Source organism: Halopiger goleimassiliensis, assembly GCF_000455345.1.
Classification (GTDB): Archaea; Halobacteriota; Halobacteria; order Halobacteriales; family Natrialbaceae; genus Halopiger_A; species Halopiger_A goleimassiliensis.
Map to the genome: position 1 here is coordinate 1,888,144 of NZ_HG315690.1, position 18,608 is coordinate 1,906,751.

At 66.9% G+C, this 18,608-nt stretch carries 17 protein-coding genes and 1 tRNA gene; 7 read left to right on the top strand and 11 right to left on the bottom strand.

All coding sequences use genetic code 11. The features are described from left to right. The first annotated feature begins 63 nt into the window (after window positions 1–63). Window positions 64–309, top strand: a complete 246-nt coding sequence (locus TX79_RS09240; protein ID WP_049927163.1) for a hypothetical protein — start codon at window positions 64–66, stop codon at window positions 307–309. 101 nt (window positions 310–410) lie between these two features. On the opposite strand, the gene TX79_RS09245 is transcribed toward TX79_RS09240, so the two are convergent. From TX79_RS09245 to TX79_RS09270, 6 genes are all read right to left on the bottom strand, one after another. Continuing rightward, entirely contained in the window at window positions 411–1,367 is a 957-nt protein-coding gene (locus tag TX79_RS09245) for a TIGR03557 family F420-dependent LLM class oxidoreductase (RefSeq protein ID WP_049927164.1), read from the bottom strand. A gap of 86 nt (window positions 1,368–1,453) precedes the next feature. Beyond that, window positions 1,454–2,566 carry a S1C family serine protease gene (locus TX79_RS09250; protein ID WP_049928340.1) on the bottom strand — a complete coding sequence of 371 codons (1,113 nt, stop codon included), beginning with the start codon at window positions 2,564–2,566 and terminating at the stop codon, window positions 1,454–1,456. A gap of 179 nt (window positions 2,567–2,745) precedes the next feature. Continuing rightward, window positions 2,746–3,984: a mandelate racemase/muconate lactonizing enzyme family protein gene (locus tag TX79_RS09255; protein ID WP_049927165.1), complete on the bottom strand. Its 1,239-nt coding sequence runs from the start codon at window positions 3,982–3,984 to the stop codon at window positions 2,746–2,748. Between the two features lie 98 nt (window positions 3,985–4,082). Continuing rightward, on the bottom strand, window positions 4,083–5,150 hold the full coding sequence (locus tag TX79_RS09260) for a glucose 1-dehydrogenase (protein ID WP_049927166.1): 1,068 nt from the start codon (window positions 5,148–5,150) through the stop codon (window positions 4,083–4,085). Window positions 5,151–5,553: 403 nt separating this feature from the next. Continuing rightward, complete coding sequence (locus TX79_RS09265; RefSeq protein ID WP_049927167.1) at window positions 5,554–6,207, bottom strand: bifunctional 4-hydroxy-2-oxoglutarate aldolase/2-dehydro-3-deoxy-phosphogluconate aldolase; 654 nt, start codon at window positions 6,205–6,207, stop codon at window positions 5,554–5,556. A 108-nt stretch (window positions 6,208–6,315) separates the two neighbouring features. Then, window positions 6,316–7,641 carry a serine-tRNA(Ala) deacylase AlaX gene (locus tag TX79_RS09270; RefSeq protein WP_049927168.1) on the bottom strand — a complete coding sequence of 442 codons (1,326 nt, stop codon included), beginning with the start codon at window positions 7,639–7,641 and terminating at the stop codon, window positions 6,316–6,318. Window positions 7,642–7,755: 114 nt separating this feature from the next. Here TX79_RS09270 and TX79_RS09275 point away from each other — a divergent pair, with 114 nt between their 5' ends. Next, window positions 7,756–8,427, top strand: coding sequence for an ABC transporter ATP-binding protein (locus tag TX79_RS09275; protein ID WP_049927169.1), 672 nt, complete (start codon window positions 7,756–7,758; stop codon window positions 8,425–8,427). Beyond that, the gene (locus TX79_RS09280) at window positions 8,428–9,258 is read left to right on the top strand and encodes an ABC transporter permease (RefSeq protein WP_049927170.1); all 831 of its coding nucleotides are present in this window, start codon (window positions 8,428–8,430) and stop codon (window positions 9,256–9,258) included. A gap of 24 nt (window positions 9,259–9,282) precedes the next feature. On the opposite strand, the gene TX79_RS09285 is transcribed toward TX79_RS09280, so the two are convergent. Beyond that, entirely contained in the window at window positions 9,283–9,813 is a 531-nt protein-coding gene (locus TX79_RS09285) for a helix-turn-helix domain-containing protein (protein WP_049927171.1), read from the bottom strand. A 139-nt stretch (window positions 9,814–9,952) separates the two neighbouring features. Here TX79_RS09285 and TX79_RS09290 point away from each other — a divergent pair. From TX79_RS09290 to TX79_RS09305, 4 genes are all read left to right on the top strand, one after another. Then, a tRNA-Leu gene (locus tag TX79_RS09290) sits at window positions 9,953–10,037 on the top strand. Window positions 10,038–10,390: 353 nt separating this feature from the next. Beyond that, the gene (asnB, locus tag TX79_RS09295) at window positions 10,391–12,289 is read left to right on the top strand and encodes an asparagine synthase (glutamine-hydrolyzing) (RefSeq protein WP_049927172.1); all 1,899 of its coding nucleotides are present in this window, start codon (window positions 10,391–10,393) and stop codon (window positions 12,287–12,289) included. Window positions 12,290–12,523: 234 nt separating this feature from the next. After that, window positions 12,524–13,087 carry a DUF420 domain-containing protein gene (locus TX79_RS09300; RefSeq protein WP_049928341.1) on the top strand — a complete coding sequence of 188 codons (564 nt, stop codon included), beginning with the start codon at window positions 12,524–12,526 and terminating at the stop codon, window positions 13,085–13,087. Between the two features lie 52 nt (window positions 13,088–13,139). After that, entirely contained in the window at window positions 13,140–13,727 is a 588-nt protein-coding gene (locus tag TX79_RS09305) for a methyltransferase family protein (protein ID WP_049927173.1), read from the top strand. Window positions 13,728–13,734: 7 nt separating this feature from the next. Here the strand turns inward: TX79_RS09305 and purF are convergent, their stop codons facing one another. From purF to TX79_RS09325, 4 genes are all read right to left on the bottom strand, one after another. After that, a complete protein-coding gene (purF, locus tag TX79_RS09310) occupies window positions 13,735–15,207 on the bottom strand; it encodes an amidophosphoribosyltransferase (protein ID WP_049927174.1) in 1,473 nt (490 codons plus the stop codon). A 199-nt stretch (window positions 15,208–15,406) separates the two neighbouring features. Further along, window positions 15,407–16,357, bottom strand: a complete 951-nt coding sequence (locus tag TX79_RS09315) for an AAA family ATPase (protein WP_049927175.1) — start codon at window positions 16,355–16,357, stop codon at window positions 15,407–15,409. An 82-nt stretch (window positions 16,358–16,439) separates the two neighbouring features. Beyond that, entirely contained in the window at window positions 16,440–17,423 is a 984-nt protein-coding gene (locus tag TX79_RS09320; protein WP_049927176.1) for an aldo/keto reductase, read from the bottom strand. 93 nt (window positions 17,424–17,516) lie between these two features. Beyond that, window positions 17,517–18,476 carry a TIGR03885 family FMN-dependent LLM class oxidoreductase gene (locus TX79_RS09325; RefSeq protein WP_049927177.1) on the bottom strand — a complete coding sequence of 320 codons (960 nt, stop codon included), beginning with the start codon at window positions 18,474–18,476 and terminating at the stop codon, window positions 17,517–17,519. Window positions 18,477–18,608: the final 132 nt, after the last annotated feature.

Consider the following 18,608-nt stretch of genomic DNA (forward strand, 5'->3'; position numbering starts at 1 on the left):
CGCGGACGACGTTGCACTCGACGGCCCGGTGACCAAACGGCTCCCGGCCCAACCACGCACGTCATGGCCGAAGACAACGTCGACCGAGCCCGTGAACAGGAGGCCGAACGCGAAGCGGAGATCGAAGAGGAACTCGAGCGCGTCGGTCGCGACCGCGACGAGGTATCCGACGGCAACAGTGACCTCGGCACGCAGAACGCCCCGCGGGAGGAGGTCGAAGACCTCGAGGACTTGGACGAGGCGGAAGGGGTCGACGACGTCGCGGTCGAGGAGGAAGAAGAAGCGGCGGACGAATCGACCGAGGACTGACGTCCGGGTCCACCCCGAAGCCGCAGGGTCCGTCCCGCAGCCGCAGGTCGTCGGAACCGCCGTCCAGACGACCGCCGATTTCTCCGCCGCCGGATCGATCGTCACTCGATCGCCGGCAGCACCTCGTTCTCGTAGAACTCGACGAACTCGGCCTGGTTCGACCCGATCTGGTGGACGACAACGTGGTCGAAGCCGGCGTCGACGTACTCCCGGATCGTCTCGACGTGTTCGTCGGGGTCCGGACCGCAGGTGATGAGCTCCGCGATATCGTCCTCGGAGACCGACTGCGAGGCCTGTTCGAAGTGTGCGGGGGTGGGAAGCTCCCACAGCAGTTCCCCCGGAATTCCCTCGTGACGCCAGCGTTCGTGGGCGTGCTCGATCGCCGTTCGTTCGTCCTCGTGGTAACAGACGGCGACTTCGCCGTAGGTGGGGTCGCCCTCGCCGCCGGCGCTCTCGAACGTCTCGACCAGGTCCGCGTCGGGTTCGACCGCGATGAGGCCGTCCCCGTGTTCGCCCGCCATCCGGGCCGCCTTCGGCCCGTCGGCGGCGATCCGGATCGGCGGCGGATCGTCGGGGATGGTGTACAGCCGGGCGTTCTCGACGGTGAAATATTCGCCGCGGTAGCTCGTCGTCTCGCCCTCCCAGAGGGTGCGGACGATCTCGAGGGCCTCCTCGAGCATCTCGAGGCGGACGGCGTGTTCGGGCCACCGCTGTCCGGTGACGTGTTCGTTCAGGTTCTCGCCGGTCCCGACGCCGAGGAAGAACCGATCGGGAAGCTGGACGCCGGCGGTCGCGGCCGCCTGCGCGACGATCGCAGGATGGATGCGGGTCGTCGGGCAGGTGACGCCGGTACCCAGCGGCAGGTCGTCGGTCGCCTCCGCGATGGCACCGATCACGTTCCAGACCATCGGGCTCTCGCCCTGACTCGAGAGCCACGGGTGGTAGTGATCGGAGATCATCGCGAAGTCGAACGCCGACTCGTCGGCGAGTCGGGCGTACTCGACGAGGTCGTTCGGTCCGTGCAGTTCGCAGATGAGCTTGTGGCCGATATCTGTCATGGGTGTGCGTACGTCGATCGTCGGTCGACGTCGATCGGAGTGGGGCGGGTTCGATCGCGGCCCGTCGGTACCGGTTCGACGGCGCGCTACGGAAGGTCGACGGGCGGGCGCTCCTCGAGCGTCAGCACAACGGTCTCACGCTCACCCTCGCGGACGACCTCGACCTCGATCTCGTCGCCGGGCGAGGTCTCGAGCGCGAGGTACGAGGAGAGCCGATCCTGGTTCGGGATCGGTTCGCCGTCGATCGCGACCACCACGTCGCCACCGACAGGGACCGGCGCACCGTCGACGGCCACCAGGTCGGTGGCCGGCTCGAGGACGCCGTCGGCAGGTCCGTTCGGCGTAACCCGGACGATCATGACGCCGCGTGGCTCCTCGAGGTCGTTCGCCTCGGCGAGTACGGGACCAACCGGCTCTACGCCGACGCCCATGAACGCATGCTGGTACGTTCCCTCCTCGATCAGCGAAGGGATCACCCGCTCGGCCAACGCGGCCGAGATGGCGAAGCCGATCCCTCGACCGGCACCGGCGAAGACGACGCCGAGGACGTCGCCCTCGAGGTTCACGAGCGGGCCGCCGCTGTTACCGGGATCGACGGGGGCGTCCGTCTGGATCGCCGCCGGTATCGAGAAGCCGGTGGGACTCGGGAGCGACCGGCCGACGCCGCTGACGATTCCCCGGGAGACCGAGGCGTCGAACCCGAGCGGGTTGCCAAGCGCCAGCACTTCCTGCCCGATGGCGGCTTGCTCGTCCGCGAACGCCAGTCCGTCCACCGGGTCGGGGAAGTCCTCGACCTCGAGGACGGCGAGGTCGCTGTACGTGTCCGTCCCGACGACGGTTGCGGTGCGCCACTGTTCGTCGCTGAACTGGAGTTCGACCTCGGAAGCCCCTTGGACGACGTGATCGTTCGTCACGACGTAGTCGTCCACCACGAACCCCGAGCCGAGACCGCCGGGCGTCTCCTCGTCGACGCCAGCGACCGTAACGAGGACGACGTCGTCGATCGTTTCCTCGTAGACGGCCGTATACTGTCCTCCCTCGGAGTCGGTCCTATCGTCGCTGTCGGAGTCGGTCAGGTCGTCTCCATCGTCCGCTCGTCCGATGCTCGACCCGGTGCCGACGAACCCGAGCGCCGCCGTGCCAGCGCCGACGCTCCGAAGTAGCCGCCTGCGACTGAGCGATGTCCGATTCGGCGTCACGCGGAATGACACCCCGACGAACGTCATAAAATCAACACCAGCACCGCCAACCCCTCGACCCCCGGGAAATGCGCCCGACCGTTGCTGGCCGGCCCTTCGCGACGCACGCCGGTGGAAATCGGGTCGAAACGGCGACCGTCGATCGGGGTCCCGCATTTCACGTATCGACGACTCGAGCCCTAGGCCTCGTCGAAGAGTTCCTCCCCCTCGACCATGTGTTCGGCGACGGCGTCCATGTCGAGGGTGACGCCCAGCCCCGGCTCTTCGGGGATCTCGATGTAGCCGTCCTCGATGACGTCTTCCTCGACGAGGTCCTCCCACCACCCGAGTTCGTAGGAGTGGTACTCGACGGCCAACGCGTTCGAGACCGCCGCGCCGACGTGGGCGCTGGCGACCGTCGCGACCGGCGACGCGACGTTGTGCATAGCGACGGGAACGTAGTAGAGGTCCGCGAGGTCGGCGATCTTGGCCGTCTCGCGCATCCCACCCACTTTGGGCATGTCGGGGGCGATGATGTCGATCGCTTGCTCTTCGATCAGGCGTCGCTGGCCGTGGTTTCGGTAGACGTTCTCGCCGACGGTGATCGGCGTCGTGGTCGATTGGGTGACCTCCCGCTGGACGTCGTGGTTCTCCGGCGGCACCGGGTCCTCGAGCCACCAGACGTCGTACTCCTCGAGGCGGTCGGCCAGCCGCTTGGCCGACCCGCCGGAAAAGGACCAGTGACAGTCGAAGGCGACGTCGGCCCGATGGCCGACGCGTTCGGTGATCGCCTCGACGATCGAGGCCTTGTGTTCGATCTCGACGTCGCGCAGGTGGCGGTTCGCGCGGTCCTTCTCGTGGCCCGAGGGGACGTCGAGGTCGAATTTGAGGGCGTCGAAGCCCAGTTCCTCGACGACGCGCTCGGCCTCGTCGGCACAGGCGACGGGGTCGGCCTCCTCCTCCGTGTGACAGTCGCAGTAGACCCGCATCTCGTCGCGGTACTTCCCGCCCAGCAACTGGTAGGCGGGCACGTCGAGGATCTTCCCCGCCAGATCGTGCAGGGCGACCTCGATGCCCGAGATGGCGGTGACGGTGACGCCGCCGATCGATCCCTCGCCGGACATCTTCTGGACGAGGTGCTCGGTGAGCCGATCGATGTCCAGCGGGTTCTCGCCCTGCAGGAACGGCGTCATGCGCTCGATGAGTTCGGGCGCGCCGGCCCCCCAGTAGGCCTCGCCGGTACCGACGATGCCGGCGTCGGTGTAGATCCGGACGAGCGTCCAGGGGAAGTTCCCGTCGACCATCGTCGTCTGGACGTCGGTGATCTCGACGTCGCGACCGCCGCCGCGCTCCCGGGTGACGTTCATCGTCTCCGCCGAGAGGTCCCGCATCGTGTACTCGGCGTTCGGGTCGTGTAGCTGCGTGTAGTCGACACCCATGTGTAAAAATAATTACTTCAAAGATAGTAATAGTTTGCATCTTCCGGCTGCACTAGAGGACCGAGCGACGACCGACGGACGACCATCGAACGGCCGGTTCAGATGGTGTCGAACTCGACGGCCGTCTTGATAACCTCGTCGCCCGAGTCGAACGCCGCCTCGAACGACTCGAGGCCGTAGACGCCCGTCACGAGGTCCTCGAGGAAGGAGTCGGGCAACTGCGCGAGCGTGTCGGTCGCGGCTTCGAAGTGACCGCGATTGGAGTTGACGGTCCCCAGCAGGGCCTTGTTGTGGAGGACCAGTTCCCGGTGAAGGCGGCCGCCGTCGACCTCGAACTCCCAGGGTTCGGGGACGCCCAGCAACACCCCGACGCCGTTGGGCGCGAGCGCGTCGACCGTCTCGAAGGCGTGTTTCGCGTAGCCGGTGGCCTCGTAGACGAGGTCGACTCCCTCGTGGACCTCGGGAATCTCCGAAACCGGCGTCTCCCGGGAGTCGACGTAGGTCGACCCCAGTTCCTCGATGAGGTCGATCGAGGGATCGGGGCGGTCGCGCCGACCGAGACAGTAGGTGCGGTCGACATCGTGGACCTTCTCGAACATGGCAAGCGTCAGCAGACCGAGCGAGCCGTTGCCCAGCACGAGTGCCGACTCGAGGTCCCAGTCGAACGCCGACCGGGAGGCGACGGCGTGTTCTATGGCCTTCTCGGTGATGCTGATCGGTTCGACGAGGAAACCGAGGTGGGCGAGGTCCTCGGGGATGGGAACGAGGTACTCCGCGGGGCTCGTGAAGTACTCCGCCATGAAGCCGTGAGCGCCGACGATGCCGCGTTCGAGGTACGCGCCGCTGGGGGCCATATCCGGTTCGCCGCGCTCGAAGTACTCGTTCGGTCCCTCCGGCGGCCTGCGGACGGTCGGGACGACGATTTGCCCGTCCTCCAGGTCGGTACCGTTCGGGTCGTCGACGACGCCGACGGCCTCGTGCCCGAGAACGAGACGGTCCGCACCGTCCGGAAGGTCCCCGTGGTGGCCGGCGATGACCTCGTGGTCGGTCCCGTCGACGCCCACCCGGAGCGTCCGGACGAGGGCCTCGCCGGGGCCGGGTTCGGGGCGCGGGAGATCGATCAGCGAGGGGTCGCCGGACCCCGGTTCGACAGCGATCGCTTTCATACCCGTACCCAGCACTCCGGCGAATAAATGATTTACCCATCCTGTAGTAAATGTTTGAACGTCGCTTCGGGACCGGCAGTACGTTTCCCTCGAGCGGACGGTCCCGTTGTTCCCTCCCTCGTGGACCGCCGAGTCAGGCACTCTCGAAGGTTCTCGAGCGGGGGCTGTTCTCAGGGACGTGCTCGGCCGCTGAGATCACCGTTCCAAATTCGGACAGTTCGGCTCGAGTCGACCACGTCGTAACCCTGTCAGCGGAAGAGAGCACGGTCCACGGGACGATCTTGAACGGCGATACGCGAGCACCAGTAACCTTCGGCTGCCCCACGACCTGATCCGGAGAACGCGACCGGCTATCGCTCCGGTTCCGAACCCGACCGGATCGGGTCCCGAAGCCGAGACCCTACTAGCGGTCTCGGGCCGTCTCGACCGCATCGACGAACGACGCGGCGGTTTCGCGGACGCGGTCCATGTCGCCGTCCGCGATGGCCTCGTAGTCGATCAGGGCGCTCCCGGCCCCGACGGCGACGGCACCTGCTTCGAGGTAATCGCCGGCGTTGTTCGCCGTGATACCGCCCGTCGGGATCACGTCGACGTCGCCGAGGGGACCCCGAATTGCGCCGATGTGATCGGGGCCGACGGTCGTCGCCGGGAACAGTTTCAGCGCGTCCGCGCCGGCCTCCAGCGCCGTGATCGCCTCGGTGGGCGTCATCACGCCCGGCATAGCGAGTACGCCGTGGCGATTACACGTGCTGACGACGTCGGGGTCGATCCCCGGCGAGACGACGAACGTCGCGCCGGCGTCGATCACCGATTGCGCAGTCGGCGCGTCGAGAACCGTTCCGGCACCGACGACCGCCTCGTCGTCCGCCAGTTCGCGGTCGATGGCGGCGATCTTCGGCCGCGTGTGTGCGTCGTCGGCCGTGACCTCGATCGCTCCGACGCCCGCATCGACCAGTGCCCGTGCGACCGGGACGATGTCGTCTTCCTCGAGCCCCCGAAGCACCGCGATGACGCCGTTCTCGACGATGCGATCGAGGACCTGTTGTTCGTTGGACATCAGTCTACCACCGGCTTCGCGCTCCGCCCTCAATACGGTTTCCCAGGAGGGTTCGGTGCCGGAGTACCACCGGGAGAACGACCGTAGAACGGGACGTCGGCCGCGATACTACTCGAGCGCGTCGCGAACGTCCTCGAGCGAGGCGTCGAAACCGCCACCCTGGGCGATTCGCTCGGAGCCACCCCCGCCGCCGCCGAACGTATCGGCGAGGTCGTCCACGACGGTCGTCGCGGATCGCTCACCGGGTGCGCCGACGACGACGTAGGTTCCGTCGACGTCCCCGACGGCGACAACCACGTCCGACTCGTCCTCGTTTCCGGACGTGTCGTCTCCCTCGATCGCGTCGATCCGTTCGCGGACGGCGGCTTTCGCTACCTCCGTGGAAAGATCGCCCGCGTCAGCGACGAACAAACGGTCGCCGTCGCTGTCGATCGGTTCGGCCTGCCGAAGCCGCTCAATCGCGAGTTCGCGTTCGCGGTCCTCGAGCCGATCGGCCAGGCGCTCGCGTTCGTCGACCACTCGCTCGAGATCGTCGGGGACGTCCTCGAGCGACGTGCCGAGTTGGCGCTTCGCGTCGAACGCGGCCCGCTTTTCGTCCGTCCGGTGATCGATCGCCGGTGGCCCGACGGCGAGTTCGACCCGGGTTACCCCGGCACCGGGGTTCGCCCGTCCGAGAACGGAAATCGGGCCGATCTCGCGGGTGTTCCTGACGTGGGTGCCGCCACAGGCGGCGACGTCCCAGACGTCCTCGGCGTCGGCTTCGGTCACCGACTCGCCGCCGTCGCTCGAGACGGCCACGGTCGTCCCGCTCCCGAATCCGGTCGTCCGGTCGGCCCCGTTCTCGTCGCCCCCGCCGATCGTGACCAGTCGAACGCGGCCCTTCCCGAACGCGCCGTCCTCGGTCGCCTCGTTGAACGCGACGTCCTCGCGCTCGCGGACCTCCGCGACCGGCACCGACTCCCACGAGACTGACTGGGAGTCCCAGACGACGCGGTTGACCCGCCGCTCGAGATCGATCAGCGTCTCGTCGTCGATCTCGGAGTCGGTCTCGAGGTCGACTCGAATCCGCTGCTCGTCGATGTCGAACCCGGCGTAGTCGAGATCGTCGAAGAGCCGACGGCCCGCACCGTAGAGGACGTGACTGGCGGTGTGTGCCCGCATGCAGTACATCCGGAACGACCAGTCGACGGCACAGAGGACGCGATGGCCGACCGAGAAGGACGGTTCCGCGGCCAGGTAGTGTACCGGTTCTCCATCCTCGAGCTGGACGTCGACGACGTCGACGTCGCCGATCGTACCGCGGTCGGCCGGCTGGCCGCCGCTCTCGGCGTAGAAGTAGCTGCGATCCAGCCAGACGCGGCGGCCGTCGACCGAGGTGACTTCGGTTTCGAACCGCGTGACGTAGGGCTCCGCTGCTGCCCGTTGCCCACTCATCGGTTGAACTCTGTCGGGAGGTCCTAAAAGTCTGCTCGCCGATTCGACGCCGTGGGGTGGTACTCGACCCGGGGGACGATGGACTTTTTTCGATCACGTCATCAGTTCGGTTCGATGGAAGCGAAACTCGAAACGGACGGTCTCTCGCGGGTAATCGACGGCGAGCGAGTCGTCGACGACGTCTCCGTCCGCGTCCGACCCTCGACCGTCGTTGCCGTCGTGGGACCGTCCGGTGCGGGCAAATCATCGTTTCTCCGCCTGCTCAACCGGCTCGACGAACCCACCGAGGGGACCGTCTTCCTCGACGGGACCGACTATCGGGAGTTCGACCCCCAGCACCTTCGACGACGGGTCGGTTTGATCCCGCAGGATCCAGCCCTCCACCCGGGTACGGTGGCCGAGAACGTCGCGGCCGGGGCACGCCTCGGAGACGATTCGATCGATCGTGAGCGCGTATCGACGCTCCTCTCGCGAATGGGGCTGTCGGGCTACGAGCATCGCGACGTCGCGGACCTCTCGGGTGGAGAGCGCCAGCGCGTGTCTATCGCACGGACGCTCTACGTCGATCCCGAGGTGCTCCTCCTCGACGAACCGACCGCCCACCTCGACGCTGAGACCGAGGCGCGGATCGAGGACCTCCTCGCGGAGTTGATCCGGGACGACGACCTGACCTGCGTTCTGGTCACCCACGACACCGCACAGGCGACGCGACTCGGCGACCGCGTCGTCAGATTCGCCGACGGCCGAATCGTCGAAAGCGGGGGTCCGGCGGAGGTTTTCGCCTGAATGACGACCACCGCAGACGCGCTCGAGAGTTTCTTCGAGCACGCGACCGACCCGGTCGTTCTCCGCGGGTTCGTTCAGATCCTGGCCGCCGTCTTCCTCGCGTTCCTCGTTTTGGGCGTGATCTACGTCCGGGATCTCGGGTTCGAACGGGAAGTCGTCCGGACGGCCGTGCAGGGACTCGTCCAGATTACCGCCGCCGGCGCAGTGATCGGCATGCTGCTGGTCGCACACATCGCGTGGGCCGCCGTGGCATTGTCGGTGATGCTCTGCGTCGCGGCGTGGATCTCCCACGAGCGCGGCGCTGCCATTCCGGGCGTCTTCCGCACGTCCGTCGTCTCGATCGGCTTCGGGGCTGGCCTCGTCATCGCGACGATGACGCTGGCGGGCGTCATCGACGCGACGATGCGGGACATGATCGTCATCGGCGGCATGATCATCGCCAACGCGATGCAGACGAACTCGCTGTTGCTCGACCGGTTCACGGGCGAACTCGTGGAGAACCGCTCGCGGATCGAGGCGGCCCTGAGCGTCGGAGCGGCACCGGAACGGGCGATCCGCGAGCACGTCTCGACGAGCATCTACGCGTCGCTCATCCCGGTGCTCGACAGCATCAGGAGCCTCGGGATCGTCAAGATTCCGGGGCTGATGGCGGGGATGATTATCGCCGGCGAAAATCCGATCTACGCCGCCCAGTACCAGTTCGCCGTCATGCTGATGCTGTTCGGAGCCAGCGGGCTGACGGTCGTCGCGAACACGATACTCGTCACTCGCAACGTGTTCACCGACGCGAAACAACTCGACGATGCCGTCCTCGACGCGATCGAGAGCTGAGTGGGATCCGTCTACAGCGATTCGTCACTCCGACAGCGTGACGTCGAGATACTCCTCCAAGGCCTCGATGAGGCCGCCGCCGATCCCGGCCTGAGTCGCCCGGCCCTGCTCGACCGCGAGGATGTCCTGCTCGCGGACGCCCAGTTCCTCGGCGAGCTCCTCGCGCTGGAGGCCAGCCTCCTGGCGGGCCTCGACCACGACGTCACCGTAGTCGGAGACGAGGTACGGAAGCGGGTCGTCGTCGTAGTTCGTTCCCTCCTTCTCCCAGTGTTCGGAGTCGCCGTCCCACACGGGGTTCGCTTTGGCGACGTTCTGGGCAGCCTTCTTCTTCCGGTTCGGCTCGTCGTCCTGCCCCGTTCCGCCGCCGTCCTGCCCGTTGCCCCCACGGCGCTCGCTGCCGCCTTTCCGGCTGTCGTCGTGGGGCGCACAGTCCGGACAGACCTCGAGTTCGGCACCGGCGACGTTCGCGCGCCTGAGCCTGTCGCTTTCGGCACCGCAGAGTTCGCAGTTCGTCCCTCCGCCGCCGGAGGACGAACCCGTCGAGTACTTGGCCATGGTAGCTTTTGGCAACTGTCGCATTTCAACTCTCCGTTCCGCTCAGTTCCGTGTGACCTCGGCGCAGGCAGCGGGGAAAAAGAAAGGGCTTTTGTAACCCCGATGGATACGATTGAGTGCGGACAGAAAGACACGGCGAGCGTGGGTAGCCAAGCCAGGCCAACGGCGCAGCGTTGAGGGCGCTGTCCCGTAGGGGTCCGCCGGTTCGAATCCGGTCCCACGCATCGCACGGGTGGACGCAGTCCACCTAAAAAGCGCGGCCGAAGGCCGCGAAACGCGAGGCGGGCGTGGAACCGTCAGGTCCCACGGAACGTCGAACGGGCCTTGCCCGTGAGACGGTCTGCCGCCGAGCGACACGATGCAGGTGATTCCCTCGAAGGGACATCACCCACGCACAACTTCCTTCGGGAACCCACACCGGATAGCGGCGAGTCTCGCGTCTCCCGACGAGCGGCCTCGCCGGCCACCGCCTCGAGTGCGGTCGGTCAGAGACGTCGTCGACGTGATCCGGCTAGTCCGATCCTACCGTACTGAACGCGGGACGTTACAATGTCCGTGGTAGTGGTGAGGCCGGTGCATGTGCGGTATCGTCGGCGCGTACGGGTGGGCCGATGAGAGCGTCCTCTCCTCGATGCTCGACTGGGTCGAACACCGGGGACCGGACGAAGAAGGGACGTATCTCGATCGAGACGCCGGGATAATGATGGGGGCACGGCGGCTCTCCATCGTCGACCTTTCCGGCGGTTCGCAACCGAAGGTCAACGAAGACGGGACGGTTAGCGTCGTCTTCAACGGAGAGATCTACAATCACGCCGCCCTCAGAGAATCGCTCGAACGGGAGGGCCATCGGTTCGAGAGCCGGTCCGATACCGAGGTCCTGGTCCATCTCTGGGAGGAATACGGCGAGGCGATGGTCGACCACCTCGAGGGGATGTTCGCCTTCTCCATCTGGGATCGGGATGCGGAGACGGTCTTTCTCGCTCGCGACCGACTCGGCATCAAACCGCTGTACTACGGACGGGCCGACGGCGGCTACGTGTGGGGGAGCGAACTCCCCGCCTTGCTGATCGGCGGCGTCGATCGCACGCTCGACCCGGCGGCCGTCTTCAATCACTTTTCGCTCGAGTACGCGCCCGGTTCGCAGACGCTGTTGCGGGACGTGAAAAAGGTACAACCGGGGCAGACGGTGCGGATCGACGCCGACGGCGTTCGGGAGCGAACGTACTGGAACCTGCTGGACGTCGAAACCGGCGGGACGACGCTCGACTTCGCGAGCGCGGCCGACCGATTGCGGGAACTGCTGGAGCGGTCGGTCGAAAAGCGACTCATGGCGGACGTCCCCGTCGGAGCGTTCCTGTCGGGCGGGCTCGACTCGTCGGCCATCGTCGGCATCGCCTCTGAGCGGACCGAGGACCCGCTCGAGACCTACGCCGTCTCCTTCGAGGACCCGCAGTTCGACGAGAGCGAGGAGGCCCGGCTCGTCGCGGACCACTTCGGAACGAACCACCACGAGGTCACCGTCGACCTGTCGTCGATGGAGCTGTTCGACGACCTGATTCGGTACCTCGGCGAGCCCACGGGCCACCTGCAGATGCTCCCGCTCTTTCTCCTCTCGGAACGCGCCAGCGAAGACGTCAAAGTCGCCCTCGCGGGTGAAGGAGCGGACGAACTGTTCGCGGGCTATCCCCGGTATCGACGGGTGTCGGAGTACAAACGAGCGGTCGATTTCCTCCCGCAGTTCACTCACACCGTCGCGGGCGCGATGGCCCCGGTGGCACCGGTCGGGGAGAAGTACCTCAGGTACTATTCGTGGCTCGAGGACAACGCCGAAGTGACGTTACACCACGCCTGCGGGTTCATGCCGTTTCGACCGGACCCCGAGGAGTTCCTCGACACCGGGGAAACCGCCGAAACGGCGGGGCTCCGCGGGTACGTCACCGACGTGACCGGGCGGGTCGACGACCCGGCTCCCGAACAGCACATGTCGGCGTTCGAAACGAGGTACACGCTGCCCAACTACCACCTGTTCAAGGCCGATCACACGAGCATGGCGCAGTCCCTGGAGCTTCGAGTCCCGTTTCTGTCGGCCGACATCGCCGAGTTCGCCCACTCGTTGCCGCTCGAGTACAAGATCACGGACGGGACTGCGAAGCGGGTGCTCAAACGCGCCGTCGGCGACCTGCTCCCCGACGACATCCTCGAACGGAAGAAGATGGGGATGCGACCGCCCGTCGAGGACTGGTTCCGGGAGGAGCACGAGGCGATCGAAACGTGGTTCGCCCGGGAGAAACTCGAGAACGCGCCGTACGTCGACGCCGACGAGGCGATGGCGCTCCGGACCGCCCACCGGCGCGGCGACGAGTCGGCGGGACGAACGCTCTGGCTGATCCTCACGTACGTCGCGTGGTACCATACGTTCATCGACGAGCGAACGTCGATTATCGACGGCCGGTTACCGGAGCGGAAGGTCCCGTGATACACGGAGTAGACGCCAGAATCACCCGATCCGGCGCTGGCAGGGTGAACCGTCGTGCCGGGGAGAGCCCGCCGACGAGCAGCGGGCCTCGCTCCCTCCCCTCGTCGTACCGCTCGAGGAAGGGACCTGTTCTCGAGCGCGCGAACACGGCCACGGGGATCGCGGAAGCGACTTCGTCGACGGCGGGGAGACGGTAACGACTTTCCTGCCGCGTCCGAAGGTCGAGACATGGACCTGCAGGTCGTCTCTCGAGAGCGCGTCGTCCCCCTGACCGCCGTCCTGAGCGTCGTCTCGCTCGCGGTCGTCTTCGCGGCCGCGGGCAACCGGATTCCCAGTTCGGCGGTGCCGATCGCACCGCAGTGGGTCCTCGACCTGATTCCGACGATCAACGCCGTGATCAGCGCGGTCGCCATCGCGACGATCGCAATCGGGTGGCGGGCGATCCGTCGCGGCGCGATCGATCGCCACCGGGTCGCGATGGTCGCCTCGTTCGGACTGTTCGCGACGTTTCTCGCCCTCTACCTCTATCGGCTCGTCGCGACCGGCGGTCCGGATCCCTTCCCCGGGCCGGAGGCGGTCGCGCTGTACGTCTACTATCCGGTCCTCGCGGTTCACATTCTGCTGGCGATCGTCTGCGTGCCGCTGGTCTACTACGCCCTCCTGCTGGCGTTCGCGTACCCGATCGAGGAACTGCGCCGTACCAGTCACGCCCGGTTCGGCCGCGTCGCGGCGAGCCTGTGGCTGATCTCGTTCTCGCTGGGGATCGTCGTCTACGTGCTGTTGCACGTCGTGTACTGATCTCCCCTGACTACCGATCACGTTTTTTACCGATCGGGCGAGAACACTGCCCGTGCTCTCCGATATCGGTTCCGCGGACGCCGCCACCGCCGCGTTCGTGCTCGTCGTCGGCGTCTGGGTGCTCTCCGACTGGTCCATCGCCTATCGCCGCGGGCGTCCGTCCGGGGCGGCGAGCGACCGCGGCTCGAGACACGCCGTCGGCGCGGGGATGATCGGCGGCGTTCTCGGCGCGGTGGCCGCGTCGGTGTTCGTTCCGTCGCTGGCCCTGCCGACCTCTCGGCTCCTCTTCTGGTGCGGTCTCGCGGTAATCCTCGCCGGCGTCGCCGTCCGACAGTACGCCGTTTGGACCCTCGGAGCGGCCTTCTCGCTCGAGGTAACGGTCGATGCGAACGACGAGGTGATCGAGAGCGGACCCTACGGATGGGTTCGCCATCCCTCCTACACGGGCGGGTTGCTGTCGCTCGTCGGGATCGGGATTACGACGGGCAACGCGTTGAGCGTGCTCGTGGCGCTCGCCGCCGGGCTGGCGGGCTACGGCTATCGAATCCGGGTCGAAGAACGGGCGCTACGCGAGGCGCTCGAGGAGTACGACGCGTACGCGGCGCGGACGCCGTATCGGCTCGTGCCGTTCGTCTGGTAGTCGACCGTCAGTCGTCGGCGTGGAGCGTTCGCTCGCCGACGTCGGGGCGGGTCACGTCGCGGTCGGTCTCCTCGTCCTCGATGTCGTAGGGGTACTCGCCGGTGACGCAGCCGAGACAGAGGTCGATGCGCTCCTTTCCCAGGACCTCGGCGACGGCGTCGGTCGAGAGATAGGCGAGGCTGTCGGCGTTGATCGCCTCGCGGATCTCGTCGGTCGACTTGTCCGAGGCGATCAGCTCCTCCCGGGTGGCCATGTCGATGCCCATGTAGCAGGGGGCGACGATCGCCGGCGCGCCGATGCGGACGTGGACCTCCTCGGCCCCGCAGTCTTTGAGTAACCCGACGAGTTGCGTCGAGGTCGTTCCGCGGACGATCGAGTCGTCGATGACGGTGACGGTCTTGCCCTCGATCGTCGACTTGATCGGGTTGAGCTTCAGCCGGACCGCGCGCTCGCGCTCGTCCTGGGTCGGCATGATGAACGTGCGACCGACGTACCGGTTCTTCATCAGCCCCTCGGCGAACTCGACGCCGTCGTCGTCCGCGTCGCGGGGCTCGCCGTCGGCCGTCGTCTCGCTCGCGGCGTCGGCGTAGCCGGAGGCGAACGCGCGCCCGGAGTCGGGGACGGGCATCACGACGTCGGTCTCGACGCCGCTTTCCTCCCAGAGCTTTCGGCCCAGGTTCCGGCGGGCCTCGTAGACCAGCGTCTCGTCGATGACGCTGTCGGGACGGGCGAAGTAGACGTGCTCGAAGAAGCAGTGGGCGGTGTGGTCTTTCTCGATAAGCTGATAGGAGTCGAAGCCCCGTCCGTCGTCCTGCAGGACGACGAGTTCGCCCGGCCGCACGTCACGGACCAGTTCGCCGTCGAGAGTATCGATCGCGGCCGATTCTGAGGCCAGCACGTAGCCGTCCTCGAGTTCGCCGATACAGAGCGGGCGGTTGCCCTGCGGATCGCGGACGCCGAGGACGGTCTCGTCGTGGCTGATCGTCAGGGCGTACGAGCCGTGAATCCGTTCCATCGTGTGTTTGACGGCCCGGACGAGGTCCTCCTCGAGCAGGTTGCGCGCGAGGTCGTGGGCGATGACCTCGGTGTCGCCGTCGCTGGTGAAGGCGTGGCCGACGGCGGCCAGTTCCTCGCGGATCTCGTCGGCGTTGACGAGGTTCCCGTTGTGGGAGAGACCGAGCGAGCCGCTCTTGAACGAGACGGAAAACGGCTGGGCACACGAGGTGTCGACCGACCCGGCGGTCGGATAGCGGACGTGGCCGATCCCCGCCGATCCGTTCAACGTCTCGAGGTCGTCCTCGCCGAAGACGTCGCCGACGAGCCCCATCTCGACGTGGCTGTGTTGCTGGAAGCCGTCGTGGGTGACGATGCCGGCCGACTCCTGCCCGCGGTGCTGGAGTGCGTAGAGCGCGTAGTACAACGGCCGCGCCGCCGATCGACCGTTCAGTGAGACGCCGACGACGCCGCACTTCTCGGTCATTCCTGTTCGCCGGGGAGTCTCGCCCCGCCCATCAGTCATGGGCGTCCGTAGGGGACCGGACCGATAAAAATCCCCGTGTTTGTGCTCTCAACAGTTGACATAGTCGGCGAGGTTATTCACGAACGTGAATATATCGAGGTTGCCCTCGTCGCCGTCGATGGCCGCGCGAACGACGGCAGGAGTGGGACGGTCGCTCGAGTCAGTCGACGGTCGGCACCGGCACCGACTCGAGCACGGACGAGACCACGTCCGCCTTCTCGATCCGGTCGACGGTCGCGTCGGGCGTCAATACGAGTCGGTGGGTCAACACGGGGTCGGCGACGCGTTTGACGTCGTCCGGCGTGACGAACTCCTGGCCCGAGATGGCGGCGTATGCGCGGGCGGCCTCGAACAATCGCTGGGTCCCGCGCGGGGAGACCCCGACCTCCACGCGGGCGTCCGTCCGCGTAGACCGGGCGATTTCGACCATGTACTCGAGCAGATCGGCCTCGACGTGGACCGACTCGGGCACCTCGCGCAACCGTTCGACCGTCTCGCGCTCGAGTACGGCGTCGACCGACGGGGTGGTCGTCTCGCGGGCCGCCCGTCGGCGGAGCAGTTCGGTTTCGTCCGCCTCGTCGGGATAGCCCATCGAGGTCTTCACGAGGAAGCGGTCGACCTGGGCCTCCGGCAGGGGGAAGGTCCCCTCCTGCTCGACGGGGTTCTGGGTCGCGATGACGAAAAACGGCTCCGGCAGCGCGTGCGTGTCGCCGTCGACGGTGACCTGTCCCTCCTCCATCGCCTCGAGCAGCGCGGACTGGGTCTTCGGCGGGGCGCGGTTGATCTCGTCGGCCAGCACGACGTTCGCGAAGATCGGTCCCTCGGTGAACTCGAAGGTCCCCTCCTGTTCGTCGAAGACGTGGGTCCCGGTCACGTCTGCCGGCAGCAAGTCGGGCGTGAACTGGATGCGCGAAAACGAGAGTCCGAGCGCGTCGGCGACGCTGCGGGCCGTCAAGGTCTTGCCGGTCCCCGGCACGTCCTCGAGCAGGACGTGTCCGCGGCCGACGAAGCCCACCAGAATCGTTTCGAGGAACTCGCGGTCGCAGATGACGGCGTCGCCCACCGCATCGGCGACGGACTCACACACCTCGCTCGCGCGGCGTACATCCATGCTCGTTGTCAGGTAACCGCCGCCCAAATCAGTTGCGTTCACCGATGGTGGGGCGAGTGACCCATTTCTCGGACGTGGGTCGTCAGTCGTGGCCGACGATCGGTACCGGTTCGTACGGTTCGGCGAGGTACTCGAGGTCCGATTCCGAGAGCGAGACGTCGACGGCTTCGGCGGCTTCCTCGAGTTGCTCGACGCTCGAGACGCCGACGATGGGCGCGGTGACGTGGTCGTTGTGGAGGTGCCAGGCGATCGTCAGCTGGGCCATCGAGACGCCGCGGTCGGCGGCCAGTTCCGCGACGCGTTCGTTGATCTCTCTGCCGCCGCCGCCCCGGTAGACGGCGTGGCGATCCCCACGCTCGTCGGCCTCCTCGCTGCCGCGAGCGGTCGTATCGAACTCGTCGTGCGGCCGGGTCAGGTAGCCCCGGGCCAGCGGACTCCAGGGAATGACGCCGATTCCTTCCGCGTCGCACAGCGGGAGCATCTCTCGCTCCTCCTCCCGATACACGGGGTTGTAGTGGTTCTGCATCGTGACGAACCGCTCGAGGCCGAGGCGGTCGCTCGTATGAAGCGCGTCGGCGAACTGGTAGGCCCACATCGAGGACGCGCCGAGATACCGCACCTGATTGCGCCGAACCGCATCGTCGAGGGTCCGCAGCGTCTCCTCGATCGGCGTCTCGTCGTCCCAGCGGTGGATCTGGTAGAGGTCGATCGTCTCGAGGCCGAGTCGCTCGAGCGAGTTCGCCAGTTCCCCCTCGATCGCCTTGCGCGACAGCCCCTGCGCGTTGGGGTTGTCGTCGTCCATCGAGCCGTAGACTTTCGTCGCGACGACCAGCGAGTCGCGGTCGTGCTCCGCGATCACGTCGCCGACGATCGATTCGCTCGCCCCGCCGCGGTAGACGTTTGCCGTATCGATGAAGTTGATCCCGAGATCGATGGCGCGCTCGAGAATCTCCCTGCTTTCCTCCTCGCCGAGCTTCCACCCCTCGCTCTGGTACCCCAGGTTCATCGTCCCGAGACAGAGCTGGCTGACCGTCGTGCCGGTCGATCCGAGCGTGGTGTACTCCATACCCCCACTCGGGAGGAACGGCCGTATAATACCCCGACCCGCGGCAACCCGCTCGAGCGTACGGCATCCGTCGTCGCCCGAACCCGGGAGCCGTCACCCGAACGACGGGAGCACGTCCGCCCCGAACGCGTCGATGAACGCCGGCTGGTTCGTGTTGACGTTGTGAACGAACACCCGATCGACGTCGTGCTCGAGGTCGGCCTCGAGCCACGCGAGGTGGTCGTCGAGGTCGGCCGAGACGCGGACGTTCTCCTCGACGTCCTCCCTGTCGATTCGCTCGGCGAGTTCGTCGTAGTCCTCGGGCGTCCGGAGTTCCTGGGTCACCGTTCCCGGCACACAGTTGGTGCGCCACTGGTCGTACGCGCCCTCGAGCGCGCCGTCCTCGTCCTCGGCGTAGGAGTGCTGGGCCTTCAGGTAGACCGGCTTCTCCGGTGCCTTCTTGTTGAACGACTCGATGCGGTTGGCGTCGTCCTCGTGGTCCGGCGTCCCGATGGTGATCATGCCGTCGGCCCACTCGGCGAGCCACGCGGCCGTCTCCTCGGATAGCGCCGCGCCGAAAAGCGGCGGCGGGGTCTCTGGCCGCGAGTACAGCGTCGCCCGTTCGACGTCGATTCGCCCGTGATGGATCACGTCCTCGCCGTCCCAGAGCCGTCGCATGATCTCGGCGCACTCCTCGAGACGGGCGTTTCGCTCGCGTTTGATCGGCCAGTCGGTGCCCGTGATCCCCTCGTTCAGCAGTTGGCCGCTGCCGACGGCCAGCCAGAACCGCCCGGGGTACATCTCGCGCAGCGTCGCCGCCCCCTGTGCGACGATGGCGGGATGGTAGCGATAGCCCGGCGCGTTGACCGTCCCGAACGTCATTCCGGTGGCCTCCATCGCCGATCCGAGCCAGGACCAGACGAACCCCGACTCGCCCTGTCGCTCACTCCAGGGGTGGAAGTGATCCGAGGCCAGCGCGTGGTCGAACCCCCGCTCGTCCGCGCGCCGGACCCACTCGAGGAGGTCGCTCGGCGCGAACTGCTCGTGGGAGACGTGGTAGCCGACGTCGGTCACGATCCGATCAGCTCCGGTGGCGGCGTCGACGCACCCGTTCGCTCCTCTCTCCGAACTGATCGAGAATACGACGGGAACACGGGTCCACACACCAGAAAACGGCACTTAGTTCCGCGGCACGCGTATGCATGA